The organism is Pseudoalteromonas sp. 20-92, assembly GCF_030847595.1.
GTDB classification, from domain to species: domain Bacteria; phylum Pseudomonadota; class Gammaproteobacteria; order Enterobacterales; family Alteromonadaceae; genus Pseudoalteromonas; species Pseudoalteromonas fuliginea.
The window spans coordinates 21,714-48,611 of sequence record NZ_JANJGQ010000015.1 but is presented as its reverse complement, the minus strand read 5'-3'; the positions used below and the strand labels follow the sequence as shown (position 1 = coordinate 48,611).

Genomic DNA, 26,898 nt, shown 5'->3' with positions numbered 1-26,898 from the left:
AATTTATTATATTGGAGATAAGAGCTATGAGTACAATTACTTGGAATGACGGACGTTCTATTCAACTTACAGGTGGCGATACAGCGCAGTGCGAAAACCTAAAGGCAGGACAGCTTTACGCTGTATTTTTATATAATGCTTCAGGGGAAGACCAAAATATCCCAGTGTCCGTAAATATAGGTAACGGCCACCCCCCTAAGACTGTCAATGTCCCAGGAACAACAGGAAATAATGGTCTAGCGGCTTTAGCCCTTATTTCAGGAAACGATACACAAACCGCTAATGTGTCGATTGTGAGCCATCAAAGTGGCGCAAAAATTGATGCATGGATCGGTAGTGTTGGTATGCCAACCAATACATCAGGCATCGAAAACATGCAATTACCATTCAATGGTGAGCTGCAACAATTTAATAAACGCGCTAGATACTACGCAGTACCGGAGTCACGTTGGTATCAGTTGACGCTCAATAGTCCACAAACTCAATTTATCTCTGTTCAGTTTTCAGAGAACCATGCAAAAGTATTTATAAATAACCCTGTGGGCGACCCAAGTAATATAATCGTACCTACAGGTACTGTAGCTGAAGGTTCAAGCTATGAAGTTGTTAAACCACAAGGGCAACCACAAACGATCACTTACCAAGGCCAAGGTAATGGTCAGCAAAAAGTATGGATGAATGCTGATAGTCAGCAAAATTCGTCTGACTCAACCATAGTTGCTCAGTACATTTAAGTTAGCTTTAATGTAACAGGAGTCGATGAATAATATGAAATTTAAAACATCTTCTCCTGAACCATTACAAAGTAATCAAAAACTTAAAGCGCGAAGAAAGTTTATTAAACTTTCCTTAAGCTTATTTACATCTACCCTCATTCCCTCTTTTTATAGCAAGGCAATAAGTAACCCAGAAAATTCAAATAGCTGGAGTATAGGAGAGAGAGTAGAGCTCTGTGAAGGACAAACTATAACCTGTACTTCTTTATTTCCTAAACGTATTTACTGTGTACTTATATACAATACGTCCAAAAATGACAGAAACGTTTTCCTAGATGTAAATTGGAGTAATCAGCAAGCGCCAAAAAAAATGACAATTCCAGGCTCAGAAAACAAACAAGGCGATGCATCACTAATTTTAGTTTCAGGTAACGATACATCGACAATTTCGCTGTCGATTACCAGTGGTAACGGTGGACAAATAGAGTGTTTTTTACTCAGCACGGCAATAGAATCTCCTAGCCCGAATCTACCTATTCGACATATTGTTACAGGCGGAAAACGATATATAGTTGAAAAATACCAACACTATCTTGGCCTTATTAATAGAGGTTGGTATCACCTAACATTAGAAAATAAAATTTCCCAGTCAGTTGTTTTACAAATTCAGCACCATCAGGTCATAATTTACATACTAAACCCTACTCAAACTCCACTATTTAATATCACCAGTGTAGGAAGTATTACTAAAAACAAAGACTACCTTATTCAACGCGCCGATTTTGAGGGCCAACCACAACGTATTGAAGTGCTTATTCAAGGGAATGAGGAAACAATAATGTGGGTTGGCGCTTCTAGCAAACAAGCTCTGAACAATACAACTTTAGCTCTGCAAGCGCTGTCTATAACAAGAGTATTGTCTAGGGAAGAGCCCAGTACAGTAAAAAGAAAAGCTTTGCAGTGTTATAGCGATAAAAACAAGGTTTATAGTGGGCCTTGGGTTAACCAACAATGATATTCATTAATCTCAGTTCAAGTTAATTAGATTTTTTGCATAGGCCTTACCGTAAACTAATTGTAAATAAATTAGACAAATAAGTTGACCAATTCGTCACTCCACAATATCATTTGTAAGCGCTTACAAAACACAATCTAAAATGTAAGCGCTTACAGCATGAAAAACAAAGCTCAAAAAACAATTAATCTGACAATAATCTGTTGAAACCGGGGTTCAGTTATGAACATTGAAACAACGCACATTACACGTTTACTTGCCGCTATCTCTTTAGTTACGTTAGCTGGCTGTGGTGGTGACTCTGCCACTAAATCAAATTTTGAAAATGTAGATGCCTCTGAGCCAGTATCAGATTGGCAAATGGTTTGGAGCGACGAGTTTGAAGGCTCAGCCATTGATACAAACAAATGGAACTATGAATTAAACTGCAATGGCGGTGGTAACAACGAGAAACAGTGTTACACCGACAGCGAGCAAAATGCATTTATTGCAGACGGTGTGTTAAACATTGTTGCCCTACCCGCTGAAGAAGGTGCAGAAAAACCTTACACTTCAGCGCGCTTAAATACGCGTTACAACGCTGACTTTACGTATGGTCGCTTTGAAGTGCGCGCCAAACTTCCATCAGGACAAGGTAGCTGGCCAGCATTTTGGATGCTGCCAACTGATGAAGTTTACGGCACTTGGCCTCGTTCTGGTGAAATAGATGTTTTAGAATCAGTAAACCTTAAAACACCAGATGAAGACGGCGGAATAGAATCTAGTATTCACGGCACACTTCATTACGGACGCGCGTGGCCAGATAACAGCTCTACGGGCAAAGAATTTAAATTCCCTGAAGATACTAATCCGGCAGATGATTTCCATACGTATGCTGTTGAATGGCAAGAAGGTGAAATTCGTTGGTACGTAGACGGTTACCTTTATGCAACTCAGCGTCAATCAGAAGTTCGTACTAATGCAAGTGGTGAGGCTGTAGGTCTAAAACACCGTGGCTGGTTTGCTGAATATTTTGAGCAAGGTTCTGGCGAGCTTGAAACTCACTGGGATAGCGCACCATTTGATAAAGACTTTCACTTATTGCTAAACCTAGCAGTAGGCGGCGACTGGCCTGAAAACGTTAATGATCTAGGTATAGATGCTAGCGCATTTGAAAACGGCCAAACCTTTGCTATTGATTACGTACGTGTTTATCAATGTGCATCAAACCCTGAAACAGGTAAAGGCTGTGAAACTATTCGCCCAGGTTACAATAGCTTAGACGATGCTTTGCTTGAAGGCGATGCACCGATTCCTAGCCCACCTTCGACAGGCATTGCAACACCACTGACTATTTTTGGTGAGTCATTTAATCCAAATTGGCCTGCATGGGATTGTTGTGGTGGTTCTACTCCCGCTATTGTTGCAGATGAAACCCAAGGTGATGTAGTTGAATTTGTAGTAGGTGCAGAACCCACTGTAATGGGCTTTATTAGCCGTGAGATTTTCATTACTAACGAAGCAGGAAAAGCCAGCCCGTTTGATGCATCTCCAATGTTGGATGAAGGTTACGTTCGTTTTAAAATGAAAGTAACAAATGCACCAGGCACTCCTGATGCAGCTTGGCTTGTAAAACTTGAAAGTAATGAAGGTTCTAGCGCAGTAGAAATGCCGATTACAGACAGTGTTGAAGGCGTAAGCCCTGTTGTTGGCCAATGGCAAACTTATACATTTTTACTAAAAGATTTAGAAGCTGCAGATTTAGATATCAGTGCAATTGATGTGATCATGGTGTTTCCAGCATGGGGCGCAGGTGAAGGCGCAGTTTATTTAATTGACGATGTTGAGATTACTCAAGATAACTTAGGCGTATCACCTGAACTTACTATTTTTACTGATGAGCAAAATCTAGCATGGCCAATGTGGGATTGTTGTGGTGGCTCAACCCCTGTTGAAGCTATGGATGATGAAGAACATGGTCTAACTGCAGAGTTTAGCATTGGTGCAGAGCCTACTGTGATGGGCTTTAATAGCCGCACATCGTCAGGTGGCGCAGGCGAATCGTTTGACGCTAGTAGCATTTTAGATGAAGGCGTTATTCAATTTGATTTAAAAGTAACCTCTACTCCTAGCGATCCAGCTACACCGTGGTTATTTAAAGTTGAGTCGAATGGCGGCGATTCTGCAGTAGAGCTTGAATTAACGGCAAGTGTTGAAGGCGTAGCACCAGTTACTGGCGAGTGGCAAACATATACATTTAAACTTTCTGATCTTGCAGCTGCTGGCTTAGATGTAAGTACTATAGATGTATTAATGATTTTCCCAGCGTGGGGTGCAGGTGAAGGCTCTGTTTACCGTGTAGATAACGTTAAAATTTATAATCCAAATGCAGCGCCAGCTGCAACGGGTGAGCTTACTTTATTTAAAGATGCAGCGGCCGAGCAGTGGAGTATTTGGGATTGTTGTGGTGGCTCTACACCAACAACAGAAACCGATGATGACGCGCATGGCGCAGTAGCGCAATTTAGCATTGGTTCTACTGCTACAGTAATGGGCTTTATTGCTGATGAAGACGTATCGTTTGATGCCTCTGCAATACTTGAAAATGGTGTAGTTCGATTTGATATGAAAGTTGTATCAGCCCCTTCAGATATTGACGCACAATGGCTATTTAAAATTGAATCAATTGGTACATCGAGTGCCGTAGAGCTTGCTTTATCAAGCAGTGTTGAAGGCCAGGCACCTGTAACGGGCGAATGGCAAACATACACCTTCCCTCTTCAGCAATTGTTTGATGCAGGCTTAGACATTAGCGCATTAAACGTAATTATGGTTTTTCCTAGCTGGGACATGGGCGATGGCGCGCTTTACCGTATAGACAACGTGATTATTGCAAATCCATAAAACACACACCAATAGGCGCTTAGCGCCTATTGCTACACAACAACATTTTATAAAGCAGAGCTATTATGAACACATTTAATTTTAAAAAGAGCCAACTTGCGGCTTCTGTGTCTCTCATCATTGCTGCAAGCACATTAAACACAGCTATTGCGGCAGAAGCAGAAACAAGCGTTTCATCTGATGTAGAAGTTATTGAAGTAAAAGGTATTCGTGGTTCACTTATTCGTTCTATGGATATGAAACGCGACTCTTCTGGCATTGTAGATGCCATTTCATCTGAAGAAATGGGTAAATTCCCAGATACCAATTTAGCAGAATCATTACAACGTATTACCGGTGTATCGGTAAGTCGTGCAAACGGTGAAGGTAGTCAAATTACAGTACGTGGTTTTGGTCCTGAGTTTAACTTAATTACCTTAAATGGTCGCCAAATGCCGGGCACAGGTTATACACGTTCGTATAACCTTGAAAACATCGCCTCTGAAGGCGTAAGTGCGCTTGAAGTATTTAAAACAGCACGTGCAGACGTGCCAAGCGGTGGTTTAGGTGCAACGGTAAATATTTCTACTGCACGCCCTTTTCAAAAGCCGGGTCAAAACTTTTCAGCAACCGTTAAAGCAAACCACGACTCGTCAAACGAAGCTGGTGATAACGTAACACCAGAGTTTTCTACGGTTTATAGCAATACTTTTGTAGATGACACTTTTGGTTTTGGTTTTTCATTTTCGCACCAAGAGCGTGACTTTCAAAAACAAAGTGCCAATATTCAAGGCTGGCAGGCAAACGTAGACTTACCTGAATTAGATAGCAGCAACGTCGTTGATAACCGCACAGACCCTGCTGGTAACTACTACTTCCCTAAAGACATGAACTACTCTATTGAAGATGTAGAACGTGAACGTACAAATGGGCAAGTTACTTTTCAATACGCACCGGTAGATGGCTTTGTAGCAACACTTGATTACACCGCAAGTAAAGCTGTAACAGGTTCTCAGAGTATTGGTTGGGGTATTTGGAACGACTTTGGTAGCAATATTAATGGCTACGAACTAGATGAAAATGGTACAGCTGTTTATGCTGATATTAGCGGTAACGATGCGTCATTCACAGCCAATAAAGGTACTACAGAAGTAAAAGCACGCTCACTTGGTTTAAATCTTGATTGGGAAATTAACGACACATGGCACGTAGAGCTTGATTACCACGACTCTAAAAATGAGACTGACAACGGCGCCGATGACGGGCTAGGCAGTACCGGCCAAGTGATTTTGGGCTCAGATCAGCTTGCTAATAAAATTTACGATTACCGCACAGGCGATATTCCAAGTGCTCAAGTTAACTGGTTAAACGGCACAAGCGAACTAACACCAGGCGAAATTGACTCAAACTTTAGTCAGTTTACTCACTCACCGGGTGAGTCAAACATTGAACAGTTACAACTACATACTACGTGGTATAACGAAAGCTACGACATTGGTTTAGTTAAAGTTAAATTTGGCGCATCACGTACTGAGCAAAACACCGGTGGTTACACCGCGTGGAGTGGTTTAGTAGGTGGCCCTGGTTTTAACCCGTCGTATACAGAAATATTCCCAGATAGCATGTTTACCCGTCACGATACATCGGGTCTTTTAGATCAATTTGCTGGCGGCGGTAGCGACTTACAACCTAATTACTACTACACGTATGACTTTGATGAAGCTGTTGCACGCCAAATTGCTTATTTAACAGCAGATGTAACAGGCTCAGATGCATACGCAGCTAATGCCTATCTGGATGGTATTGACAGCGAAAGCTACGTAGAAGAAATCACTAATAGCTTTTATGTTCAATCAAGCTGGGAATTTGACGTAAGTAACTACTACGTAAAAGTCAATGCAGGCCTACGTTATGAGCAAACAGACGTAACCAGTACTGTACGTCAACGCGTTGAAGATCAAGTTAATTGGATCAGCGCTTCTGAGTGGATCATGCAATACGCTGCTGGCGGCGATGATAACTTCTTAGAGCAACAAGGTGATTACGATGTTTTACTGCCTTCAATCGACGTAAGTGTTGATTTAACTGAAGACGTAGTAGCCCGCGTATCTTGGGGTAAAACAATGTCGCGTGCACCACTAGGTAATTTAGCCGGTGGCCGCAGCTTAACAGGCAGCCCAAAACCAGGTTCTCGCACAGGTAGTCAAGGTAATACAAACTTATTGCCGTTTGAATCAACAAACCTTGATTTATCACTTGAGTATTACTACGCAGAAGGCAGCTACGCGTCTGTTGGTTACTTTAAAAAAGATGTTGATAACTTTATTCAAACCACCATTACGCAAACCACTATTGATGGCTTGTACGATGTTTTAAACGGCCCTCGTTACTTACAAGCCGTAAGCGATATTGAATCACGTGGAGAGCAAGCAACAACCGACGCTATTTTTGCACAAATGATTGCCAGCGGTTACGGCAATGCAAATGGCGTTATTGAGCCAAACAGCGACGATCCGCTAATTACATGGAATATTAGCCAACCACAAAACACCGACAGTAAATCGGTAGATGGTTTTGAAGTAGCTGTTCAGCACTTAATTGGCGAAACTGGTTTTGGTGTAGGTGTTAACGCAACATTTGTAGATGGCGACGTTGAATTTGATAGCGAAAGCCTTGATCAACAAGCACCACTTACAGGCTTAAGTGACTCAGCTAACTTTCAAGGTTTTTACGAAAAAGACGGCCTATCAGTGAAAATTACTTACGCATGGCGCGACTCATACCTAATTGGTGTAGGCCAAGCGCAAGGTTCAGCTGATGCGCCTCCGCAATATGCTAAAGCGTATGGCCAATGGGATATGAGCGTTAACTACGATGTAAACGAAAACGTAACGGTATTTTTTGATGGCATAAACTTAAACAATGCAACCGAAGAAGGCTACGGACGTTACGAAGAGCAGTTCTTATTTGCTAATCAATACGGTCCTCGTTACTCAATTGGTGCACGTTACACGTTCTAACTAAATTTCCTTTAGTAAAAAATGCAAAAAAACCGCTCACTGAGCGGTTTTTTATTGTCTAAAGTTATAATTTTTTAATAAGTGATACCAATCTGTTTATATATGGGGACTATTTAACGTTAAGAAAATTACGCTATAACTAGGCAAAAATTTTTGTACCTAGTTGTTCTAAATAAAAATTTAGACGACGTTATAGTGAAGTTTAATTCACTAAATTACTCAAAGATTCATGCCGCTTGGTATGATTACATATACATACCGCCCGATACCTCAAGTCGTTGGCCTGTCATCCAACGGTTTTCTTCCGCTAATAAGTTAGCAATCATAGGTCCTATATCGTCTGTTACACCAACTCTGCCCATTGCCGTTTGTGATGTAATAAACGCATTTACTTCATCGTTATCACGAACGACACCATTACCAAAGTCGGTTTCAATTGCACCAGGGGCTACAACATTTACCGTAATATTTTTAGGTGCAAGTTCTTGAGCTAAATACCTTGTCATTACTTCTATTGCACCTTTGGTCATTGCATAAGTAATATGACCGGGTAATGAAAAACGCGTTAAACCACTTGATAAATTAATAATACGACCACCGTTTTTTATAAAGGGTAACAATGTTTGGGTAACAAAAAATACTCCCCTTAAGTTAATATTTATTAACGTATCAAAAGTTGATTCACTTGTGTCTGCAAAACTGCTAGTAAGCCCCACCCCTGCATTATTAATTAAGTAATCAAACTCACTTTGTTGCCAATGAGTCTGCAGGACATTTTGTAGTTGTTGTGCAAAATCCTCAAAGCCGAGCATATCACTTACATCTAATTGCAATGCAACCGCTTTAGAGCCTAGCTCCTGTACTTGCTTTACAACCTCTTTTGCTTCTTTTTCATGACGACGGTAAGTAAAAATGCAATCGATATTTTGCTTTGCAAGGCAAAGCACCGTGCTTTTACCAAGCCCACGATTACCACCGGTGATCACTGCAATTCGTTTGTTCATTGTTATATCCTGTTGAAAATAAAAGCGGGGAGTTAAATAACTTCCAAGCCAGTATATTTTTTCAAGCAACAAAGATAAACAGGCTGAAAAGAGTTACACTGTTCAAAATAAACGAACAATAAACAGTGTTATGAAAGACCTAAACGCAATACGTATTTTTATTAAAGTAGCGCAACTCAGTAGTTTTTCTAAAGCAGCAACAAGCTTAAATCTTCCTAAGTCAAGTGTATCGCAAGCAGTAACCATGCTTGAAAGTACATTAAATACGCGTTTATTACACCGTACTACACGCACTGTAAATATGACTTCAGACGGTGAGCTATTTTATCAACGTGCACTAGGAATTATCAGCGACGCTGACGATTTAAAAAATTTATTTGTAAGTGAGGATAAAGGTTTAACAGGCCGAATACGTGTAGATATGCCACAAGCTGTTAGTCGAGATACCATCATTCCAAACTTAAGTTCGTTTTTAAAAATGCACCCAAATCTTGAAATAGAACTTGGCAGCTCCGATAGACGAGTAGATGTCATTAAAGAAGGATTTGATTGCGTAGTAAGAGTGGGCGAACTTACCGACTCATCGTTAATTGCACGACGTTTGGGCAGCTTTAAAGTTTTAAATTGCGTAAGCCGTTATTATGTAAAAAATCATGGTTTACCTAAAACTCTTAACGATTTAAAAAATCATTACATTGTTCGCTACAGTCAAACACTTGGTATCCCTGATCCGGGTTTCGAATATTTAGATAGCAATAATCAATTGCAATCAATAACGATGAAAAGCCAGCTTACTGTTAACTCCTCAGAGGCATATTTAAGCGCAGTACTGAGTGGTTTCGGGCTTATTCAATCACCTATTCACGGTATAAGTAAATACCTTGAATCTGGCGAACTTATACAAGTTTTGCCTCAATACGCGATGCCCGACCTACCAATCAATATTTTGTACCCAAATAGGCACCACCTACCCAAGCGCGTAAGTGCATTTATGCTTTGGCTTGAAGAACAATTGAGCGTCTTTACAAAGTAATAATCTGTGCGTTATTCATTTTGCGCTAAAGCATCGTTACTTAGCCACGATAGTTGGCAGCAAGAAGTAAAGGAAAACCCCATAATAGCATCATCAGAACATTAGCATTTAAGTGGATACGAATACTGTTTAGGTGTTTAAAAACACATACGCCCTACGATAAATCAACTTACTTAACTGTATTGAAAAGCAAGGGTTCACCACTATTAAAATTTGCGGTGGAAAGTGAGTTTTAGTGCTTGCTGTCCACCTCAAGGCATGTCCTTATATGAACCTTAAACTAAGCTTTTTCCCAGTACATTGTCCTTAAACATGCTAACAACTATTTTGACTGTCCTTTTACGTGAAAATAATCGAGGTATTAAAGAGACTACGTAATTAATCTTACCCGATACTGTATACATTCTATTTTTTTCGTAAGCCGCGAGCGCAGATTTAACTACCTTGCTTGCAGGAGCCAAGTTCATATTGGATGTATCAGCATTAGCATTTTCCATAAAACGAGACTCTGTAGTACCGGGGCACAAGGCCATGACGCGAATATTCTTATCTAATAATTCTCCGGTAAGAGCCTCTGAAAAACTTAATACAAAAGCTTTAGATGCACCATAAACAGTCTGGTATGGTAAAGGTTGAAAAGAACCAATAGATGCTACATTAATAATTCCGCCGCTATTTTTATTTACCATTGCAGGCAAACATAAATGAGTAAGTTCAACTAATGCATTAACATTTAACATCAACATTTTATGATAAGTTTCAAAACTCTCACCAGAAAACTCACAAAATTTTCCAAAACCAGCATTATTAATCAAATAATCAACTGACAAGCCTAAATCATTTATTTGTTCAAATAATTTTTTAGGGCCATTTAGTTCACTTAAATCGGCGGGAATAGTTTTAATCCAAATGTTCCTATGTTCACGCTCTAACTCTTGCGCTAAACTTATTAGATCGCTATGCGTTCTGGCTGTTAGGATTAAATTAGCTCCTTTGCTAGCGAGTTGTTTAGCAAACTCTTTCCCGATGCCTGAAGATGCGCCCGTAATTAATATATTTGTGTTTTCTAAATTCAGCTTTTTCACTATAAATCATCCTATGAGTTAATTATCAGTTAACTGTAAGCCTTTCCCTTGAGGGGAAGGTCAAGTGAATTCTTTAACTAAATCTATTTTAAATTGCTTCAAATTCTCATTTTTCAGCAAAATCTCGTCAATCTCTCGTTTTAAAAGTGATATTTTTTTATCTATAAGTAGGTGAATCAAATCAATAGGAAGTTTCTTTTCCTCCGTTTTTTTAGACACTATATCCTTGATTTCACCGAGGCTAAACCCAAGGGTTTTAGCACGACAAATCATACTTATAACCATAACATCATGATTACTATAAATACGGTAGCTACCTTTTCTATTTGGAAGCGTTATCAAACCAATTGACTCATAGTACCGAATAGCTTTTCGAGTTGCTCCAGTCAATTCAGAAACACGACCTATTAACATAGTAATCCTTATGAGTGATGGAATAGATAATCGTCTAATGCTTACATTAAACGGCTAAAGAACGTTGGCTGAAATGTGTGAAGCACGAACAATAGCCAGCTGTTATTAGCCCGTTTGAGAGTAAACTTGGTGAGCAGGCTTCAATGAGTTTTTCCATTGACCTAATCCTCTAAACACGGCCACCCCACTAAAAAGGGTTATAACGCCCACATAAACAGCGGAGCAGGTTGGACGCTTTTTTGCGCCGTGTTTTGCAAAAAACCGGCCTGCTTGCGGAATCAGGTTTGATGCGTTTGGTATATTTTTTTGTAAACGTAAAAACGAAATATTAAGGCTTGAAATAGTGCTGCGAGACCAAACAACAATGAACCTTTACAAAACAAGGACGGTAGAACAAACGCCATTGGTATAGCAGCATAATATAAATAGGAACGATTTGTGTATTTGCTTATTAAAAAATGAAGTGGAAACCCAATTACTAACCAACCTACGATAGAAATAAACAGATAAACACCCACATATAGTAAAAATGTAACAACCAACCCTAAAAGGTCGTTTACTGATGATAGTGCTAAACCAGTAAATAAAGCCCAGATAGCAATACCTATTCCCACAAATAAGAGGCTTTTGAGTATTGCGTCATCCCACCTTCCAAGACTCAATTTTTTATCCTTAAAATATACCGAGCCTGTAGATGGGCAGGATTATCTGTGCGCTATTCATTTTGGGCAAAAGCATATTATCGGCAGCAAGAAGCCAAAGGAAAACCCCATAATACCATCATCAGATCATTGGCATTTAAGTGGATACGAATCCTATTTAGGTGCTGGAAGACACATACGCCCTACGATGAATCAACTTACTTAACGGCATTGAAAAGTAAGGGATCACCGCTGTTAAAATTTGCGGTGGAAAGTGAGCTTTAGCGCTTGCTGTCCACCTCAGGGCGTGTTGTTATGTAGCTACTTTCGGGGTGTAGAACCCCCACACCATATTACTTAATTCTGAGGCAGCAAAAACTGCTTTTTTGCTACCTACCTCGATACACCATATTTTATATTTATGCATCTGGCTTGGGTGAGCAGGATGTGGAGCTTTGAAAGGCTTTAAATCAAGGTACTTCCAATCGTGAGCCCAAATATTAATACCATTAAGCATTAACTTTTGCCCCTCGATTGATATTTTATAAACTTCCCAGTCTTCCACTAAACGTCCTTTTATGCGTGCTACATAACGCCTAAAGCAGCGGAAAACAAAAGCGCAGTGAAACGTAGCTTTTGGTTTTCCGACTGCCTTTACTTGTTAGCTGCATACGCATCAAGCCTAGTTATGGTAAAAGCGATACCCTCACCTGTGATTGTAGTTTCAAATGGTGCAGCCAATTCACATAAACCAACATCTATTAATGTTTCATTTTCTATGCTGGTTACAACCCCAAATGCTCGATATGACCAACCTCGTTGATGCTCTAATCTTTTTGTGCCATCTATATTGCTGTTTAGCATAGAGTTTTGCTCTTCATCTTCGTACGCGAGCCCTACAGATAGTTCAATATCAACAGTATCCCCAGATTTAAGTTCGCTACCACCAAATTCGTCCATAGCTATAATTTCTTGGCCATCTATTATTAATGTGGCTTCGAGATAATCACCTTCAGTTTTCTTGAATATTGCTTCCATAGTTTCCTAGACAGCTAACAATTTTGTCTACGACATTTGTCGCTTTATAAACCGACAAATGTCCATATATTACAATGCGTTTATCTTAGCCAGCAAATAACCATCTGTAAACAATTAGTTAACTATAAGTAGATTTCTATTAATGCTGTAATACACCAAAATGGTGCAGATCAGTAATATCAGACAAAACATAAATTGTTGTCGATACATACAGCAGCAATTTATAAAAAGTACATATTATTAAATCACTTTTTTAACGCAGTTAATGAATTATTTAAAGCCCTGAAGTTTCAACATTTTAATTCAATTAGTATCCTATTTATGTATTACAACAAGCAGTAAGTGGTGCAATGGACCCCTTAAAATGAAAAAGCGCTACAAATATGCAGCGCCCTCATTATTTAATGGTTGTTGTGTACAAGTTTGAACTGTTTTATTAAAAGAAGCCGAGCGGATCTTCGCTGTAGCTCACTAATAAATTTTTCGTTTGTTGGTAGTGATCAAGTGCCAGTTTGTGCGTTTCGCGCCCTATTCCTGATTTTTTATAACCACCAAACGCAGCATGTGCTGGGTACATGTGATAGCAGTTGGTCCACACTCGCCCTGCTTCTATTTTACGACCCATACGATAAGCACGGTTCATGTTTCTGCTCCATACACCGGCGCCTAAACCAAACTCAGAGCTGTTGGCAAGCTCGAGTGCTTCGGCTTCATCTTTAAAGGTCGACATAGAAATAACAGGGCCAAAAATTTCTTCTTGGAACACACGCATGTCATTTGTGCCTTTAAGTAGCGTAGGTTGTATGTAGTAACCACCGTTTAAATCGCCACTTAGTTGCTCTACATTACCGCCAGTGAGTACTTCGGCGCCTTCTTTTTTACCTATTTCAATGTAGCTCAGTATTTTATCAAATTGCGCTTTTGAAGCTTGTGCGCCAACCATGGTTTCGCTATCAAGTGGGTTTCCGCGTTTAATTTTTAAGGTACGTTCGAGTATTCGTTCAATAAACTGCTCGTAAATATCTTCTTGAATAAAAAGCCTTGATGGGCACGTACACACCTCGCCTTGGTTAAAGTAAGCAAGTACGGCGCCTTCTATTGCTTTGGATAAAAACGCGTCGTCTTTTTCCATTACATCATTAAAAAATATATTAGGCGATTTACCGCCAAGCTCGACCGTAGAGGGAATAATATTTTCAGCAGCGCATTTCAAAATATGTGAGCCCACAGGCGTTGAACCTGTAAATGCAATTTTAGCGATACGCTTGCTTGTGGCCAGTGCTTCGCCTGCTTCTTTACCAAAGCCGTTTACTATATTTAATACGCCTGCAGGGAGTAAATCGCCAATAATTTCCATTAATACTAAAATAGAAGCTGGGGTTTGCTCAGCCGGTTTTAAAATTACGCAGTTACCTGCAGCAAGTGCTGGCGCGAGTTTCCAGGCAGCCATTAAAATAGGGAAGTTCCACGGAATAATTTGCCCAACAACACCGAGTGGTTCGTGAAAATGATATGCAACGGTGGTTTCGTCTATTTCGCCTATTGTGCCGTCTTGCGATCGCAGGCACCCTGCAAAGTAGCGAAAGTGATCAGCCGCTAGCGGAATGTCAGCAGCGAGTGTTTCACGAATTGCTTTACCGTTATCCCATGTTTCGGCTACGGCAAGTAACTCTAGGTTTTGCTCAATTCGATCGGCTATTTTTAGCAGTATGTTACTTCGGTCGGTCACCGACGTTGTGCCCCACTGCGCTCGCACTGCATGTGCTTTGTCGAGTGCCAGCTCTATGTCGTCTTTATCTGAGCGCGGTATTTGGCAAAACACTTTACCGTTTACTGGGCTTATATTATCAAAGTATTGGCCATTCACTGGCTTTACCCACTCTCCGCCAATGTAATTACCGTATTGTTGTTTAAAGTTTAAAAGTGCGCCGTCGCTGCCTGGATTTGCATATATCATGTGTGTGCTCTCTTTATTGTTGTTAGCTAAAGGTCGAACATTTATATAAATCAAAATGCTTTATATTTAATCGACATTAAACTAACAAGCGCCTAAAAACTTGATTAGCTGTCCACAAAAATTGTCTGTGAGTCCACATTAATAAAAACCTAAAGGATTGATATGCACACATCTCAGTTAAACAAAAAACGCCAACAGCTTGATGTATTAATTGAAAATAAAGTCACGTTTGCGGCCGATAACAGTGAGCTGAGTATTTACGACACGTATCAAAGTGCGCAAAAGGTGGCACTGCACTCAAACGAGTTACTGTTTTGTGCAATGCTTAGCGGCAAAAAGGTAATGCACGTAGAAAGCAGCAAATACCATAAAGCATTTTTACCACACGAGTCGTTTGTATTAGCGCCAGAGCAAGGCGTATTAATTGATTTTCCACAAGCATCAATGAGCACTCCAACTACCTGTTTAGCCATTGAAATTAGCACCGACAAAATAACGAGCGTGGCTAATGCACTAAACATGCAGCAAAACTTTGCACACGATAGCTTGTTTGAATATGTACCGCAGTTAGTGCACACCCAACACAATATTCAAACGCAGCAATTATTAGAGCGTATGGTGCATTTATTTAGCGAACAAGGTGCCCAACGCCATTACTTGATTGACTTGTCGTTAAATGAATTGATCACCCGTTTATTACAACAACAAAGCCGTGAGTTATTACTGGCTAACTGCGATAAACCACACCTTAAAACAAACGTTAGTGATGCTCTGCTTTATATTGAAGAACATTTAAATGAAACGCTCGACATAAATACCTTATGCAAAATAGCCTGCATGAGCCGCAGTAAGTTTTATCAGCAATTTAAACTCACATTTGGTACTAGCCCAGCCCTTTGGCAACAACAGCTAAGACTAAAAAAAGCGCGCACTCAATTGCTACAAGGTCATGCAATTAGTAAAGTTTGTTTTGATGTTGGATTTAATAGTGCGAGTCATTTTAGCCGTTTATTTAAACAAACCTTTGGCATTGCCCCTAAAGAGTGCCGACATTAGCCCTAAAATCTCATTTTTTACTTTGCTAACTCGCTGAATATGTTAATTTATTAATACCCTGTTTAATGGCTAAGAGTAATTAATGAGCAAACCAATCCGCTGGACCCTAAAAAGTATCGCTAAAGAATTAGGCGTGTCTAATGCGACGGTTTCTAACGCGTTTAATCGCCCAGATCAACTCTCTGCCAAACGCCGTGAAGCCATACTTAATGCATGTAAAGAGCTTGGTTATTATGGCCCTAATAAGGCCGCGCAATCGTTGCGTAATGGCACATTTAATATTGTTGCTTTAGTGCTACCCGATAGTGTGGAATACATGGTATCTGACCCCGTTGCGAGCAGCTTTATGCGCGGTGTTACCTCGGTGCTTGAAAAAAACGGCATTAATGTTTTATTGTTTTCAGGTAATAGCGATAACCTTAACAACGTAGTCGACTTTGTAGATGGCTTTATTTGTTATGGCCGCCCTCGTAATAACGCGTTAGTTGAGCAGTTAAAAACAGTGTCTAAACATGTAGTGACTATTGATTTTGATATTGCTCGCAATGCCTCTGTAAATATTAATAACGAGCAAGCAAGTTACGAAATTGCTAAACACGTACTACATAATCAAAACGATAAAGTGGCTATATTAGGGCTTAGATTACTTGATGAAAACGTATTATGCCGCGTGTATGAGCATCACGAATTTGAAACCGGACAATCTATTTCGCATCAACGTTTACGTGGTTATCAACGCGCTTTAAACGAGGCAAATATTACGGTAGCTGACGATCGTATTTGGAACATTCCTGAAAGTAGCGAGCGTTTTGCAAGCATTGCTGCTAAGGAGGTTTTAAGCGCCTCCCCTCGCCCTAACGTTATTATTTGTATGAGTGATTTAATTGCCCTTGCCACAATGCGAGAAGCAATAAAACAAGGCATAAAAATAGGTGAAGAACTGCGTATTGTGGGCTTTGATGGTATTGATGAAGCAGCCCGGTTTGTACCTCGCCTAACCACCATTCATCAAAACAGCCAAGAAAAAGGCGTTATAGCCGCTGAATTATTTATTTCTAAAGAAGAAAAAACTAAGGAAGTCAGTTACGAATTAGAGATTGGTGCGAGTAGTTAGCTTACAAACCTTGTAATAGTTTTATGTGTTAAAAAGCCAAGCTACTTAAGCTTGGCTTTTGCTTTACATGACGTTTGTAAATTACTTTTATAATATTAAGCTAAAAATGAATTTAAGTTAATCGTTGTTTCTTCATCACCATTTACTTGTGTAATAAGTGCATGGCGTAATTTAAAATCAACAGTGAGTGAAATAGTTTGCTCATCTAGTTGCCACGATAAACAACACATACTGCCTTCACCTTGCGCACTAAACTCACCTGCAAATGCGGGGTGTGTATTGCGAATTTTAATTAATTCAATTAAACCTTTTACTACAGGCTTATTTAAGGCTTTGTCGATTATATTTGCATCTAAATATGGGCGGTTAATATCACGGCCAACATTTGTATTTGTCAGTAATTCCATGTCGTTTTCGCAAGCAAATAGGCCGCCGTAATACACTTGTGGTACACCTGGAGCAAAAAATTGAATTGCACGCGACAGTAAGTAATCAAAGTCTTTAGCGCCTAATGCGTTGTAGTACGTACAGTTAACTTGATATAAGTCGACATTACTCGCCGCAGCGCCCGTAGCTTGGCGGCTTTGGTTGTTGCTGTTGGCGTGCATTGTTTCGACTAGGTTATCAATCTGCTGTGCATTTAATAGCCCTGGTTTGTCGCCCATTGGACCTGCGTCAATAATGCCAATACCGTCGTGTGTATCAAGTACAGTTAAGCAGTTACGTGGCGAAATTTGTAACCATTTTAGCAGTGCATCTACATCGTTGTTAAATAAGCTGTGTAAAATAAGCGGTGGTAACGCAAAGTCGTAAACCATATTTACGCGTTTTGCCACTTCTACCTGAGTTTGATAATGGCTATGTATTTCTGCAATGGTTTCCATGCCTAAATCGTTTGCCTGCTTAGATAAGTTATCTAGGTAGCCAAACGTTTCATCAAGCATAAAGCAGTTAGTGCCAGCTTGCTTAATGGCGTAACCCGCCGCATCTAAACGAATAATATTTACATTGTTAGCCGAAAATTTAGTAAGTACGTTATTTAAATACGCAACACCGGCTGCTACTTTTACATTTATATCGATTTGATTGTCGGTAAATGTGGTCCAAAAATCATACGTTTTACCGTCGCCACACTTCATTGGGGTAAAGCAACTACCAGGACGCGGGCGGTAAATTGCTTTTTGCTCAGCTTCGCTCATACCATCGGGAAAAACATCTTCTTTGGTTAAAAACAAATCCCAAAATTCTGACTGCTTACCTTTCGCTAATACATCTTGAAACTGAAAAGACTGCGCCGATACATGGTTAACAATTAGGTCTGCCATTAAGTCGAGATCTTTGCCTAATACTTGTATGTCTTCCCAAGTGCCTATTCTAGAATCAACTTCACTATGATCAATAGGGTCAAAGCCAGCATCGCTGCCATCAATAGGGTTGTAAAATGGCAATAAGTGCACACCACCAAATACGCCTTTTAAAGGGCCGTTTAAAAGTGTGGTTAGCGCGCCTATATTTTGGCCAGTGATTCGATCAGCGTATGTGATCAATTGAACTTTATTCTTCATCATTGTGTGAATACCATGTTGAAACTTAATCGATTAAGATATATCTTTAACTAGCGAGTAAGAATTTACAAGTAATTTTTAAAAATTTTACATACAAAAATCGTGGCTCACATGATACTACAATAAGTAACTGATTGACTTACTGGGTGTTAACAGAGCATTTAACGAGGAAAAATACATGACAAAATCACACACACACGTAAGCAACGATCCGTTGCAACAAATACGTTGGCTTACATACATGATGTTTTTTATGTTTGCCATGACCTCTGACGCAGTAGGTATGATCATCCCTGAACTCATTACTGAGTTTGGGCTGAGTATGACCCAAGCCAGTGCATTTCATTACGCGCCTATGGCACTCATTGCCTTTAGTGGATTGTTTTTAGGCTTTTTAGCCGATAGCCTTGGGCGTAAAAAAACTATTATGCTAGGTTTATTAATATTTTCAGCGAGTTGTTTTTTATTCGCCTTTAGCACCAGCTTTGCATTCTTTTTAGTACTCCTTTGCTGTATAGGATTAGCGATTGGTTTATTTAAAACTGGTGCACTTGCCTTACTTGGTGATATTTCACATAGTAACGAGGACCACACTAAAACAATGAATAAGGTTGAGGGTTTCTTTGGCATTGGTGCCATTGTAGGACCTGCGCTGGTTGGAATATTACTCGTGCAAAACGTAAGTTGGACATACCTGTATATTATTGCAGGCGTTATGTGTTTAGTCCTTGCTTTTTTAGCTTGGCGTGCCGACTACCCTAGCGTTGTTAAAACAACTGAAAAGCCAGCCTCTTTGGCAACCACCATGAAAATGATTAAAAATCCGTATGCCCTTGGTTTTTCGCTAGCTATCGCACTTTATGTAGCTACTGAAGTTGCTATATACGTATGGATGCCTACGCTTTTAAAAGACTACACTGGTTCTTGGCCACTCCTTGCAACCTATGCACTAACCATATTTTTTGTACTACGTGCAGCAGGCCGCTTTATCGCGGTATGGTTATTAAACCGTTATAGCTGGCAAGGTGTTATGGCTTATTTAAGCTTTGGCATTGCATTGTGCTATGTAGGTACGTTATTTGGAGGCGTTGATTGGGCTGTCGTGTTATTACCGCTTTCGGGTTTATTTATGTCAATGGTTTACCCAACTTTAAATTCCAAAGGTATATCGTGTTTTGCAGTGCAGCAACACGGTGCTGTAGCAGGCGTTATACTCTTTTTTACTGCTTTATCAGCTGCCTTAGCCCCATTGTTTATGGGTATGATCAGCGACTACTTTGGCCATGTACGCTATGGATTTTACTTAGCAACAGGCTTTGCAGTTATTCTGTTTTTAGCTATGTTATTTAATTATAGCCGTGACCCATCAGCAAGTGCTTTAACAGAAAGTAACCCAATTACAGAGTAAATTTGTATTTTAATACAATAAAAAACACTATAAAAAACAACAGATGGGTAAATAAATAACAAATTAATAATAAAATAATTTGCTTATTGTAAAATATTTGTTATTTTTACTTAATCGATTAAGTAAAAATAACAAACCCATCGGGCTCAACACAACGAGGCGTTCACATGACAACACACAATACACCTTTATATTTAATCAGTGCTTTAGCACTTGCCGTAAGCCAAGGCGTTCACGCACAAGAAACAGATCAAGCAAAACCAGAAGCGTCACAAAACAAAGGTCTTGAAACAATTGTTGTAACCGGCGTACCACGTCGAACAACAATCATGGCTTCTAGTGTATCAGTAAGTAGCGTATCACTTGAACAAGTTCAAGTGTCTACCCCTCGCTCAACAGCAGAAGCGTTTAGAATTATTCCGGGTATTCGTGCAGAATCTACCGGTGGTGAAGGTAATGCAAATATTGCTGTTCGTGGTTTACCTGTAGCATCAGGCGGTGCTAAATTTCTACAATTACAAGAAGATGGGTTACCTGTAATGCAATACGGTGACATCGCTTTTGGTAATTCTGATATTTTTATGCGATTAGATAATACGGTGCAAACAATTGAATCGATTCGTGGTGGCTCAGCATCTACTGCAGCAAGTAATGCACCTGGTGGCATTATTAACTTTATCTCTAAAAATGGCGAAAACGAATCTGGCAGTGTGTCTACAACACTAGGCTTAGATTACGACAGCGTTCGTACAGACTTTGAATACGGCACTTACTTAACCGATAGCGTGCGTTTTCATGTTGGTGGTTTTGTTCGACAAGGCGAAGGCCCGCGCGAAACAGGTTACACGTCTAATAAAGGTGGCCAAATTAAAGCTAACCTTACAAAAGATTTTGAAAATGGCTACGTTCGCCTTTATTACAAACACTTAGACGATAAGAGTGTTGGCTACCTTCCTATGCCAATGTACTCAAATGGTGACTCTATTGCTGGCTTTGATGCGCAGTCAGACACCCCTCACTCAGCGTTATTTACTAAAACAGTACGCTTAAATGGTGAAAACCAAATTAGCAGCGGCGATATCCGTGATGGTATGAATCCAAAGGTTGACTCTGTTGGTTTTGAAGCTGTATTTGATCTAGATAACGATTGGCGTATTGAAAACCGTTTCCGTAAGTCATCAATTAGCGGTAACTTTAATTCACCTTTCACAGAACAAGTCGGTAGTGCAACATCAATAGCTGAAAGCATTGGTGGCGCAGGTGCAACCTTGAGTAACGCGAACACCGGTGAAGCGTTTAACGATGGTTTAGCAATGAAGATGGTGACATTTGATGTCACAATGAATGACTTCGGCTCTATAGTTAATGACTTTAAATTAACTAAATCGTTCGACGATGATACCAGCCTTACATTTGGTTACTATGCATCTACGCAAAACATTGCTATGTCGTGGTTATGGAACTCTTACGTAATGGAGCTCAAGGGTGACAATGCTGCATTATTAAATGTAACAGGTGCCGATGGCACTGAGTTATCTGAAAACGGTTTATACGCTTACAGTGCATTTGGTAACTGTTGTCAACGTGATTACGATACAGAATACGATACTCGCGCCCCTTACGTAGCATTTTCGACTAAGCTAGGTGATGTCAGTATTGATGCAAGTGCTCGCTACGATAGCGGTGAAGCTCGCGGAACATACGCAGGTGCAGTGACTTCAACAGTAGATATGAACCGCGACGGTGTGATCTCTGTGCCGGAACAAAATGTTGCTGGAATTGATACTGCAAACGCAAGTCCAGTAAACTATGACTGGAACTATTCGTCTTATTCAATTGGTGCTAATTACCAAATTGACCCAAGCCTTGCCACGTTTGCACGTATAAGTAAGGGCGGGCGAGCAAACGCCGACCGACTTTTATTTGGTAAAGTACGCGCCGACGGCTCTGTTGCAAAAGAAGACGCAGTTGATGAAGTGAACCAATTTGAGTTTGGTGTTAAAAAGCGCTTTGATTCATTATCAGTGTTTGCTACTGCGTTTTTTGCCGAAACTGAAGAGCAAAACTTTGAAGCAACATCACAAACATTTTTTGACCGTGAATACGAAGCAAAAGGGATCGAAATAGAATCTACTTACTTTATTGATGCATGGGATTTCCGTGGTAATTTAACCTGGACCGACGCAGAAATAGCCAAAGACGCACTTGCTCCTGAGGTAGTAGGTAATACACCGCGTCGTCAAGCTGATTTAATTTATTCATTAATGGCACGTTATAACTATGAGCAAGGCTCTGCTGGCCTTAGCTTTATTGGTACTACCGATGCATATGCACAAGATAATAACGACCTTAAACTTGACGGTTACACACAAGTAAATGGCTTTGTAAGTTATGACTTATCTGAAAACCTTAACATTGCCCTTAATGTAAATAACCTCTTCGATACAGTAGGTATTACAGAAGCGGAGGAAGGTTCAGTACCTGAAAACAATATTATCCGTGCTCGTGCTATTAATGGCCGTACAACATCTTTAACGCTTAAATACGCGTTTAACTAATAGAGTTCTAGTGTGTAAGCGCTGAAACGATTTTTTGTTTCAGCGCTTTATAACTAACTAAACTTATTTAACCTGAACTCTGGTTAAGATATTTACTAACGTATTGAATCATGGTGATATTTAAATTTATTTTCTCTAGCCAGATATTTTCTGTGAAAACAAGGCGAATTTACGCGTCAATAGCTAGCCTATTACAAATAAATTCAACGCAGTTAGCGCTGAAAATAGCTGCTCGAGATAGATTTATTATCCAGAGTTCAGGTTATTTAGTAATTCTCCCACTGACTTTAACCTAGCCTTGCTAGGTTTTTTAGGATTTACAATATGACCCAACTACTTAGCCTCGGCGAACTACTTATTGATATGCTGCCGCAAGACTCTCAAAACAGTGCTTATTTACCTATCGCAGGCGGCGCACCTGCTAATGTAGCCGTAGGCTATGCAAAGTTAGGTGGTAAAGCTGCTTTTTGTGGTGGTATGGGCGATGACTACTTTGCCAAGCAACTTGCTAAAGCACTTACACAATACAATGTAAGCACTGACTACTTATTTACAGTTATGGGCTCGCAAACTGCAATGGTAATAGTTAGCCTTGATGATACAGGCGAGCGCAGTTTTAATTTTTATCGCCAAAATACGGCCGATTTGCTTTTAACGAGTGATCACTTGGCGCAAATTCAATGGGAAAAACTAAGTACCCTACACTTTTGTTCAAACACGCTTACCAATAACGCAATTGCGCAAACTACATTTAGCGCTTTGCAGCTTGCTAAAAGTAACAATAAATTAGTAAGCTTTGATGTAAATTTACGCTACAGCTTATGGCAAAGCATAGATGATATTGAAGCAAATGTACGTGCTTGCTATGAGTATTGCGACATAGTTAAACTCTCTCGTGATGAGTTAAACTTTTTAGCAGAACAAACAAAGCAGCTACCCGAGGATTATTTACAATCACTTTTAGATGTTGGTGTTAGCGTAGTATTTTTAACAGATGGTCCTGAGCCTGCGACAGTTTATCATAATGAGTTCACGCTAAGTGAATCGGCACCAATTATTACAGCTGTTGATACAACAAGCGCAGGCGATGCTTTTATTGCTGGTGTTTTATATTATCTAAACCATAACAATGAAGATGTATTACTTACTGCTAAAATAAATGATGAGAAAATAGTAAAACGCGCACTCAACTTTGGCCTAAAATGTGGCTCTAAAGCGTGTTTAGCTAAAGGGGCATTTCCGGCATTACCGGTGTTGGCTGATGTAATTTAATAGACCTAATGTTTTTTAAGTTCAAATATGCAGTAACGCGTAGTTACTGCATAGCATCAAACACCATTTTACTATCCACTATTTGTTCAAAGTGCGTTATTTTTTGATTTTTAAGCTGCCAAATATGCGCGACCCTAGCTTGCATTTTTTTACCCGTTTTAATATAAGTACCAGAATACGTGCCATACACTACAACAGTATCATCTTGGGATAAGTAGTTTTGTGGCGTAAACGTATAGTTATACCACTCGCTTGCAAGCTTTTGAAAAACATGTTCAGTAATATCATTCATACCATGGTAAGTACCAGCATAGGCAAAACCATCAGCCTCTTTCCAAGTAATAGTATCACTTGCATGAGCAACTAAATTTTGCCCATTCTCTTGTGATGTTGTGCCTTCATACGTACTTTTAATTATGTCTATGTTGCTCATTTTCACACACCCTTGCACTATAAAAAGGAAGCTCAATAAAGCTGTAATATAAACAGCTTTATTATTTAGAAGTTTCATCACACTATACTAGCGCAACTGATTGCTGTAAGTAGGTAACCCACTGCTCAGTTTTTCCATAATAATGGGCTATATCAGCTTTTTGCCACTTACCTGTGTCAAATTCAAATGCTGTACTAGGAAAACCTTGCCCATGAATATCGTGTAATAAGCCGCGGCTTTGTGCTATATGTTGATCTGTTGCATCGCCTTCTAGCGCATTAAAGTGGGTTTCAAATAAGGCCTTGTTTAAACCCAGCTCCAATGCAATATCAGTCAGTACATGCAGCTGCATAATGTTTTTACCCTGAGCATAATAAGCATGTTGAATACTATTAAGCATTTTCCCACCTGATATACCAAGCTCTTGCGCTGCCAATATAGCGGTAATAGCCGGAGCCGAGTTGAGTATAATATCGTTGGTTTTTAAAAGCCCATCAGTATAGTTACTACCAAATACCTGACCGGTTTTCTTCGCTATGACACTGTCGTTTTTAAGTGCAAATTCACGCCATGCAGGAGTCACAGGTTTGACATTATCACCTGTTAGCATTCCTCCACTGTGTACTTTTACAATTAAACCATCAATATTTTCAGCAGCGGTGATCAAGGGCACGCTGCCGTAAGTCCAACCACATAAAGGGTCAACAATTATATGTAACGTTGCGTTTTTCATTAAATATTTCCTATCTAAAAATCGCTTAACGCAAGGGCACTTAGTGCCATTGCATCTCACCCATAACCACTTTTGAGCCCAACTCTAAAATGCTTCTTGCACCTAAATCAGGGTAAGCTTGAGTCATGATCTCTACAAATTCAGTTGAGTTTTTTGCATTTTTTGCAGCGCTATCCGCTTTATTTAAGTACCCTTTCATGAATGACACACCAGAAAGGTCTTGTTTACTGCCCTGTAAAAAGTGACCTGGAATAACAGTCTGTGGTTTTAAATTCTCAATGTTATCTAATGTTGACTGCCAAGTTTGACGCTCTGCGGCAGTGCTCGAATCAGCCAACCACACATGCATTTGATCAAATACTACAACCCCACCCAGCACTGTTTTTATAGAAGGGATCCAAAGGTAAGTATGCTTTGGATCATGCTGTAAATTTTTAATAATAATTTCTTTCCCATCTATAGTTAGGGTATTTGATAGTATTACTTCTGGCAAAATAAGTTCTTTAGGTGCGTTGCTCTTTAAAATAGGCCCCCAATAATTTAACTTTCCTTGCATTGAGCGTTTAATATTCTCTACTGTTGATTTAGTTGCTAATAACTTTGCTTTTGGAAAAGCAGCTTTAATTACATCTAAACCAAAGTAAAAATCAGGGTCGCTGTGACTAATATAAACAGCTGTTAATGTTTTACCGCTCGCTTTTATTTTTTCAACCAATGCTTGTGCATCATTACGCTGAAATTGGGCATCCACTAATAACACTTCGTTATTACCACTTATAATGCTTGATGAGACAGCAAAAATACTTTTGTCTTGTGGGTTATATACATCCACAACTAATTCACTTTGCGCTAATACCGGTTGCATTAATGTGCTTGCTAATAAAGCTGTTGCTGCTAATACGTGTTTAACTTTTTTCATTCTCAGTAGCCTGTTTGTTATTTCGTTAAGATGAGGCTATTGTATGTTGCAATTTAAGAATTAAAAACTAGGCAGAATGCAACTATCTGTTGCATAAATCGAACATATAGGCAAAGTGAATGGATAGAATTATTGCAGCTGATGTATTTATAAAAATTGTAGAGCAGAAAAGTCTAGCCGGTGCTGCCCGTGCTTTAGATATGTCTAGATCTATGGTTACACGGTATTTGAATCAAATGGAAAAGTGGGCAAATACCCAACTACTCCATAGGTCAACAAGAAAAATAACACTCACGGCAGAGGGTGAAAAAGTACTTAATCATAGCCGAGAGCTCATTGCCATCGCCCAAAATATTAGTGCGCCGATAGAAAGTAATAACAAATTAAACGGGCAAATTAGGTTGTCGTGCTCGCCTTTTTTAGCACATGATGTACTACCAGATATGTTGCAACAATTCTTACACGCTCATCCCGAAGTCAGTATTGATGTACAAATTAGTAATCACGTTACAAATTTGGTAGAAGAGCGAATAGATTTAGCAATTAGAATTACCAATGACTTAGATCCTAATATAATTGCTCGCCCACTTGGGAAATGCCATTCAGTATTATGTGCAAGCCCAGAATATTTAGAAAAAAACTCTAAGCCTATAACTACGGATGATTTGAGTCGCCATAACTGTTTAAACTATTCACGGTTTGAAAAAAGTATGTGGCATTTTTCACACCCTGAAAAACCCGTATCTGTAGCGATTGCTGGTAACTTCAGTGCTAATGATTCGAGCTTACTGTTAAAAGCTGCTCTTAATAATCAAGGAATAACTCTACAACCTAAGTTTGCTGCGCAGAAATATATAAATAATGGAAAGTTAATACATTTACTACCACACCTTAAACCACAAACTTTGAGCATATACGGTATTTACCGCTCCAGGAAACATCAGTCACTTGCACTTCGTTCATTTATTGATAGCTTAGTAACGTATTTTGATAAAATTGATACTTAACAATAAGCGAAAACTATTAAACGTTCGCTATAAGTTCTTTATTTAAGA

21 protein-coding genes and 2 pseudogenes are annotated in these 26,898 nt (G+C 39.5%); 13 read left to right on the top strand and 10 right to left on the bottom strand.

Features of this window, described 5'->3' with window-relative positions; translation table 11 throughout:
* Positions 1 to 26: 26 nt before the first annotated feature.
* The 4 genes from NRL14_RS13380 (at position 27) to NRL14_RS13365 (ending at position 7,613) form a co-directional block, all read left to right on the top strand.
* Positions 27 to 734: a hypothetical protein gene (locus NRL14_RS13380; protein ID WP_033032225.1), complete on the top strand. Its 708-nt coding sequence runs from the start codon at positions 27 to 29 to the stop codon at positions 732 to 734.
* A gap of 25 nt (positions 735 to 759) precedes the next feature.
* A complete protein-coding gene (locus NRL14_RS13375) occupies positions 760 to 1,731 on the top strand; it encodes a hypothetical protein (RefSeq protein WP_149613774.1) in 972 nt (323 codons plus the stop codon).
* A 222-nt stretch (positions 1,732 to 1,953) separates the two neighbouring features.
* Positions 1,954 to 4,614 carry a glycoside hydrolase family 16 protein gene (locus tag NRL14_RS13370; RefSeq protein WP_306724858.1) on the top strand — a complete coding sequence of 887 codons (2,661 nt, stop codon included), beginning with the start codon at positions 1,954 to 1,956 and terminating at the stop codon, positions 4,612 to 4,614.
* Between the two features lie 65 nt (positions 4,615 to 4,679).
* Positions 4,680 to 7,613 (top strand): TonB-dependent receptor, encoded by a 2,934-nt coding sequence (locus tag NRL14_RS13365; protein ID WP_306724857.1) that lies wholly within the window; start codon positions 4,680 to 4,682, stop codon positions 7,611 to 7,613.
* A 245-nt stretch (positions 7,614 to 7,858) separates the two neighbouring features.
* Here the strand turns inward: NRL14_RS13365 and NRL14_RS13360 are convergent, their stop codons facing one another.
* Positions 7,859 to 8,617 (bottom strand): SDR family NAD(P)-dependent oxidoreductase, encoded by a 759-nt coding sequence (locus tag NRL14_RS13360; RefSeq protein ID WP_306724856.1) that lies wholly within the window; start codon positions 8,615 to 8,617, stop codon positions 7,859 to 7,861.
* A gap of 130 nt (positions 8,618 to 8,747) precedes the next feature.
* On the opposite strand from NRL14_RS13360, the gene NRL14_RS13355 reads away from it, so the two are divergent.
* Together NRL14_RS13355 and NRL14_RS13350 are read left to right on the top strand one after the other, a co-directional pair.
* The gene (locus NRL14_RS13355; protein WP_008134514.1) at positions 8,748 to 9,650 is read left to right on the top strand and encodes a LysR family transcriptional regulator; all 903 of its coding nucleotides are present in this window, start codon (positions 8,748 to 8,750) and stop codon (positions 9,648 to 9,650) included.
* A 62-nt stretch (positions 9,651 to 9,712) separates the two neighbouring features.
* Positions 9,713 to 9,886: pseudogene (locus NRL14_RS13350) on the top strand (IS110 family transposase); the annotation flags it as partial.
* 39 nt (positions 9,887 to 9,925) lie between these two features.
* Here the strand turns inward: NRL14_RS13350 and NRL14_RS13345 are convergent.
* On the bottom strand, positions 9,926 to 10,735 hold the full coding sequence (locus NRL14_RS13345; protein WP_007377192.1) for an SDR family oxidoreductase: 810 nt from the start codon (positions 10,733 to 10,735) through the stop codon (positions 9,926 to 9,928).
* Between the two features lie 60 nt (positions 10,736 to 10,795).
* Complete coding sequence (locus NRL14_RS13340) at positions 10,796 to 11,149, bottom strand: MerR family transcriptional regulator (protein ID WP_306724855.1); 354 nt, start codon at positions 11,147 to 11,149, stop codon at positions 10,796 to 10,798.
* 695 nt (positions 11,150 to 11,844) lie between these two features.
* On the opposite strand from NRL14_RS13340, the pseudogene NRL14_RS13335 reads away from it, so the two are divergent.
* A pseudogene (locus tag NRL14_RS13335) lies at positions 11,845 to 12,075 on the top strand (IS110 family transposase); the annotation flags it as partial.
* Between the two features lie 28 nt (positions 12,076 to 12,103).
* Here NRL14_RS13335 and NRL14_RS13330 read toward each other — a convergent pair.
* The 3 genes from NRL14_RS13330 to NRL14_RS13320 all read right to left on the bottom strand — a co-directional run bounded on the left by NRL14_RS13330 (position 12,104) and on the right by NRL14_RS13320 (position 14,785).
* Positions 12,104 to 12,355, bottom strand: a complete 252-nt coding sequence (locus NRL14_RS13330; protein ID WP_306724854.1) for a hypothetical protein — start codon at positions 12,353 to 12,355, stop codon at positions 12,104 to 12,106.
* An 89-nt stretch (positions 12,356 to 12,444) separates the two neighbouring features.
* Positions 12,445 to 12,828 carry a hypothetical protein gene (locus NRL14_RS13325; protein WP_306724853.1) on the bottom strand — a complete coding sequence of 128 codons (384 nt, stop codon included), beginning with the start codon at positions 12,826 to 12,828 and terminating at the stop codon, positions 12,445 to 12,447.
* Between the two features lie 436 nt (positions 12,829 to 13,264).
* Positions 13,265 to 14,785, bottom strand: a complete 1,521-nt coding sequence (locus tag NRL14_RS13320) for an aldehyde dehydrogenase family protein (RefSeq protein ID WP_306724852.1) — start codon at positions 14,783 to 14,785, stop codon at positions 13,265 to 13,267.
* Positions 14,786 to 14,947: 162 nt separating this feature from the next.
* Here NRL14_RS13320 and NRL14_RS13315 point away from each other — a divergent pair, with 162 nt between their 5' ends.
* Together NRL14_RS13315 and NRL14_RS13310 are read left to right on the top strand one after the other, a co-directional pair.
* A complete protein-coding gene (locus NRL14_RS13315) occupies positions 14,948 to 15,841 on the top strand; it encodes an AraC family transcriptional regulator (protein WP_008139270.1) in 894 nt (297 codons plus the stop codon).
* Between the two features lie 82 nt (positions 15,842 to 15,923).
* Positions 15,924 to 16,955 carry a LacI family DNA-binding transcriptional regulator gene (locus NRL14_RS13310; RefSeq protein ID WP_306724851.1) on the top strand — a complete coding sequence of 344 codons (1,032 nt, stop codon included), beginning with the start codon at positions 15,924 to 15,926 and terminating at the stop codon, positions 16,953 to 16,955.
* A gap of 95 nt (positions 16,956 to 17,050) precedes the next feature.
* Here the strand turns inward: NRL14_RS13310 and gtfA are convergent, their stop codons facing one another.
* Positions 17,051 to 18,523 carry a sucrose phosphorylase gene (gene gtfA / locus NRL14_RS13305; RefSeq protein WP_033028503.1) on the bottom strand — a complete coding sequence of 491 codons (1,473 nt, stop codon included), beginning with the start codon at positions 18,521 to 18,523 and terminating at the stop codon, positions 17,051 to 17,053.
* A gap of 175 nt (positions 18,524 to 18,698) precedes the next feature.
* Here gtfA and NRL14_RS13300 point away from each other — a divergent pair, with 175 nt between their 5' ends.
* From NRL14_RS13300 to NRL14_RS13290, 3 genes are all read left to right on the top strand, one after another.
* Entirely contained in the window at positions 18,699 to 19,928 is a 1,230-nt protein-coding gene (locus tag NRL14_RS13300; protein ID WP_007378862.1) for a sugar MFS transporter, read from the top strand.
* A 167-nt stretch (positions 19,929 to 20,095) separates the two neighbouring features.
* Positions 20,096 to 22,486 carry a TonB-dependent siderophore receptor gene (locus NRL14_RS13295; RefSeq protein WP_008139277.1) on the top strand — a complete coding sequence of 797 codons (2,391 nt, stop codon included), beginning with the start codon at positions 20,096 to 20,098 and terminating at the stop codon, positions 22,484 to 22,486.
* Positions 22,487 to 22,810: 324 nt separating this feature from the next.
* A complete protein-coding gene (locus NRL14_RS13290) occupies positions 22,811 to 23,758 on the top strand; it encodes a carbohydrate kinase (protein ID WP_007378860.1) in 948 nt (315 codons plus the stop codon).
* Between the two features lie 43 nt (positions 23,759 to 23,801).
* On the opposite strand, the gene NRL14_RS13285 is transcribed toward NRL14_RS13290, so the two are convergent.
* The 3 genes from NRL14_RS13285 to NRL14_RS13275 all read right to left on the bottom strand — a co-directional run bounded on the left by NRL14_RS13285 (position 23,802) and on the right by NRL14_RS13275 (position 25,843).
* The gene (locus tag NRL14_RS13285; RefSeq protein WP_007378859.1) at positions 23,802 to 24,191 is read right to left on the bottom strand and encodes a nuclear transport factor 2 family protein; all 390 of its coding nucleotides are present in this window, start codon (positions 24,189 to 24,191) and stop codon (positions 23,802 to 23,804) included.
* Positions 24,192 to 24,273: 82 nt separating this feature from the next.
* A complete protein-coding gene (locus NRL14_RS13280; RefSeq protein ID WP_007378858.1) occupies positions 24,274 to 24,924 on the bottom strand; it encodes a DsbA family protein in 651 nt (216 codons plus the stop codon).
* Between the two features lie 40 nt (positions 24,925 to 24,964).
* Complete coding sequence (locus tag NRL14_RS13275) at positions 24,965 to 25,843, bottom strand: MBL fold metallo-hydrolase (protein WP_007378857.1); 879 nt, start codon at positions 25,841 to 25,843, stop codon at positions 24,965 to 24,967.
* A 119-nt stretch (positions 25,844 to 25,962) separates the two neighbouring features.
* Between NRL14_RS13275 and NRL14_RS13270 the strand changes: the two genes are divergently transcribed.
* Positions 25,963 to 26,850, top strand: coding sequence for a LysR family transcriptional regulator (locus NRL14_RS13270; RefSeq protein ID WP_008139280.1), 888 nt, complete (start codon positions 25,963 to 25,965; stop codon positions 26,848 to 26,850).
* The last annotated feature ends 48 nt before the right edge of the window (positions 26,851 to 26,898 follow it).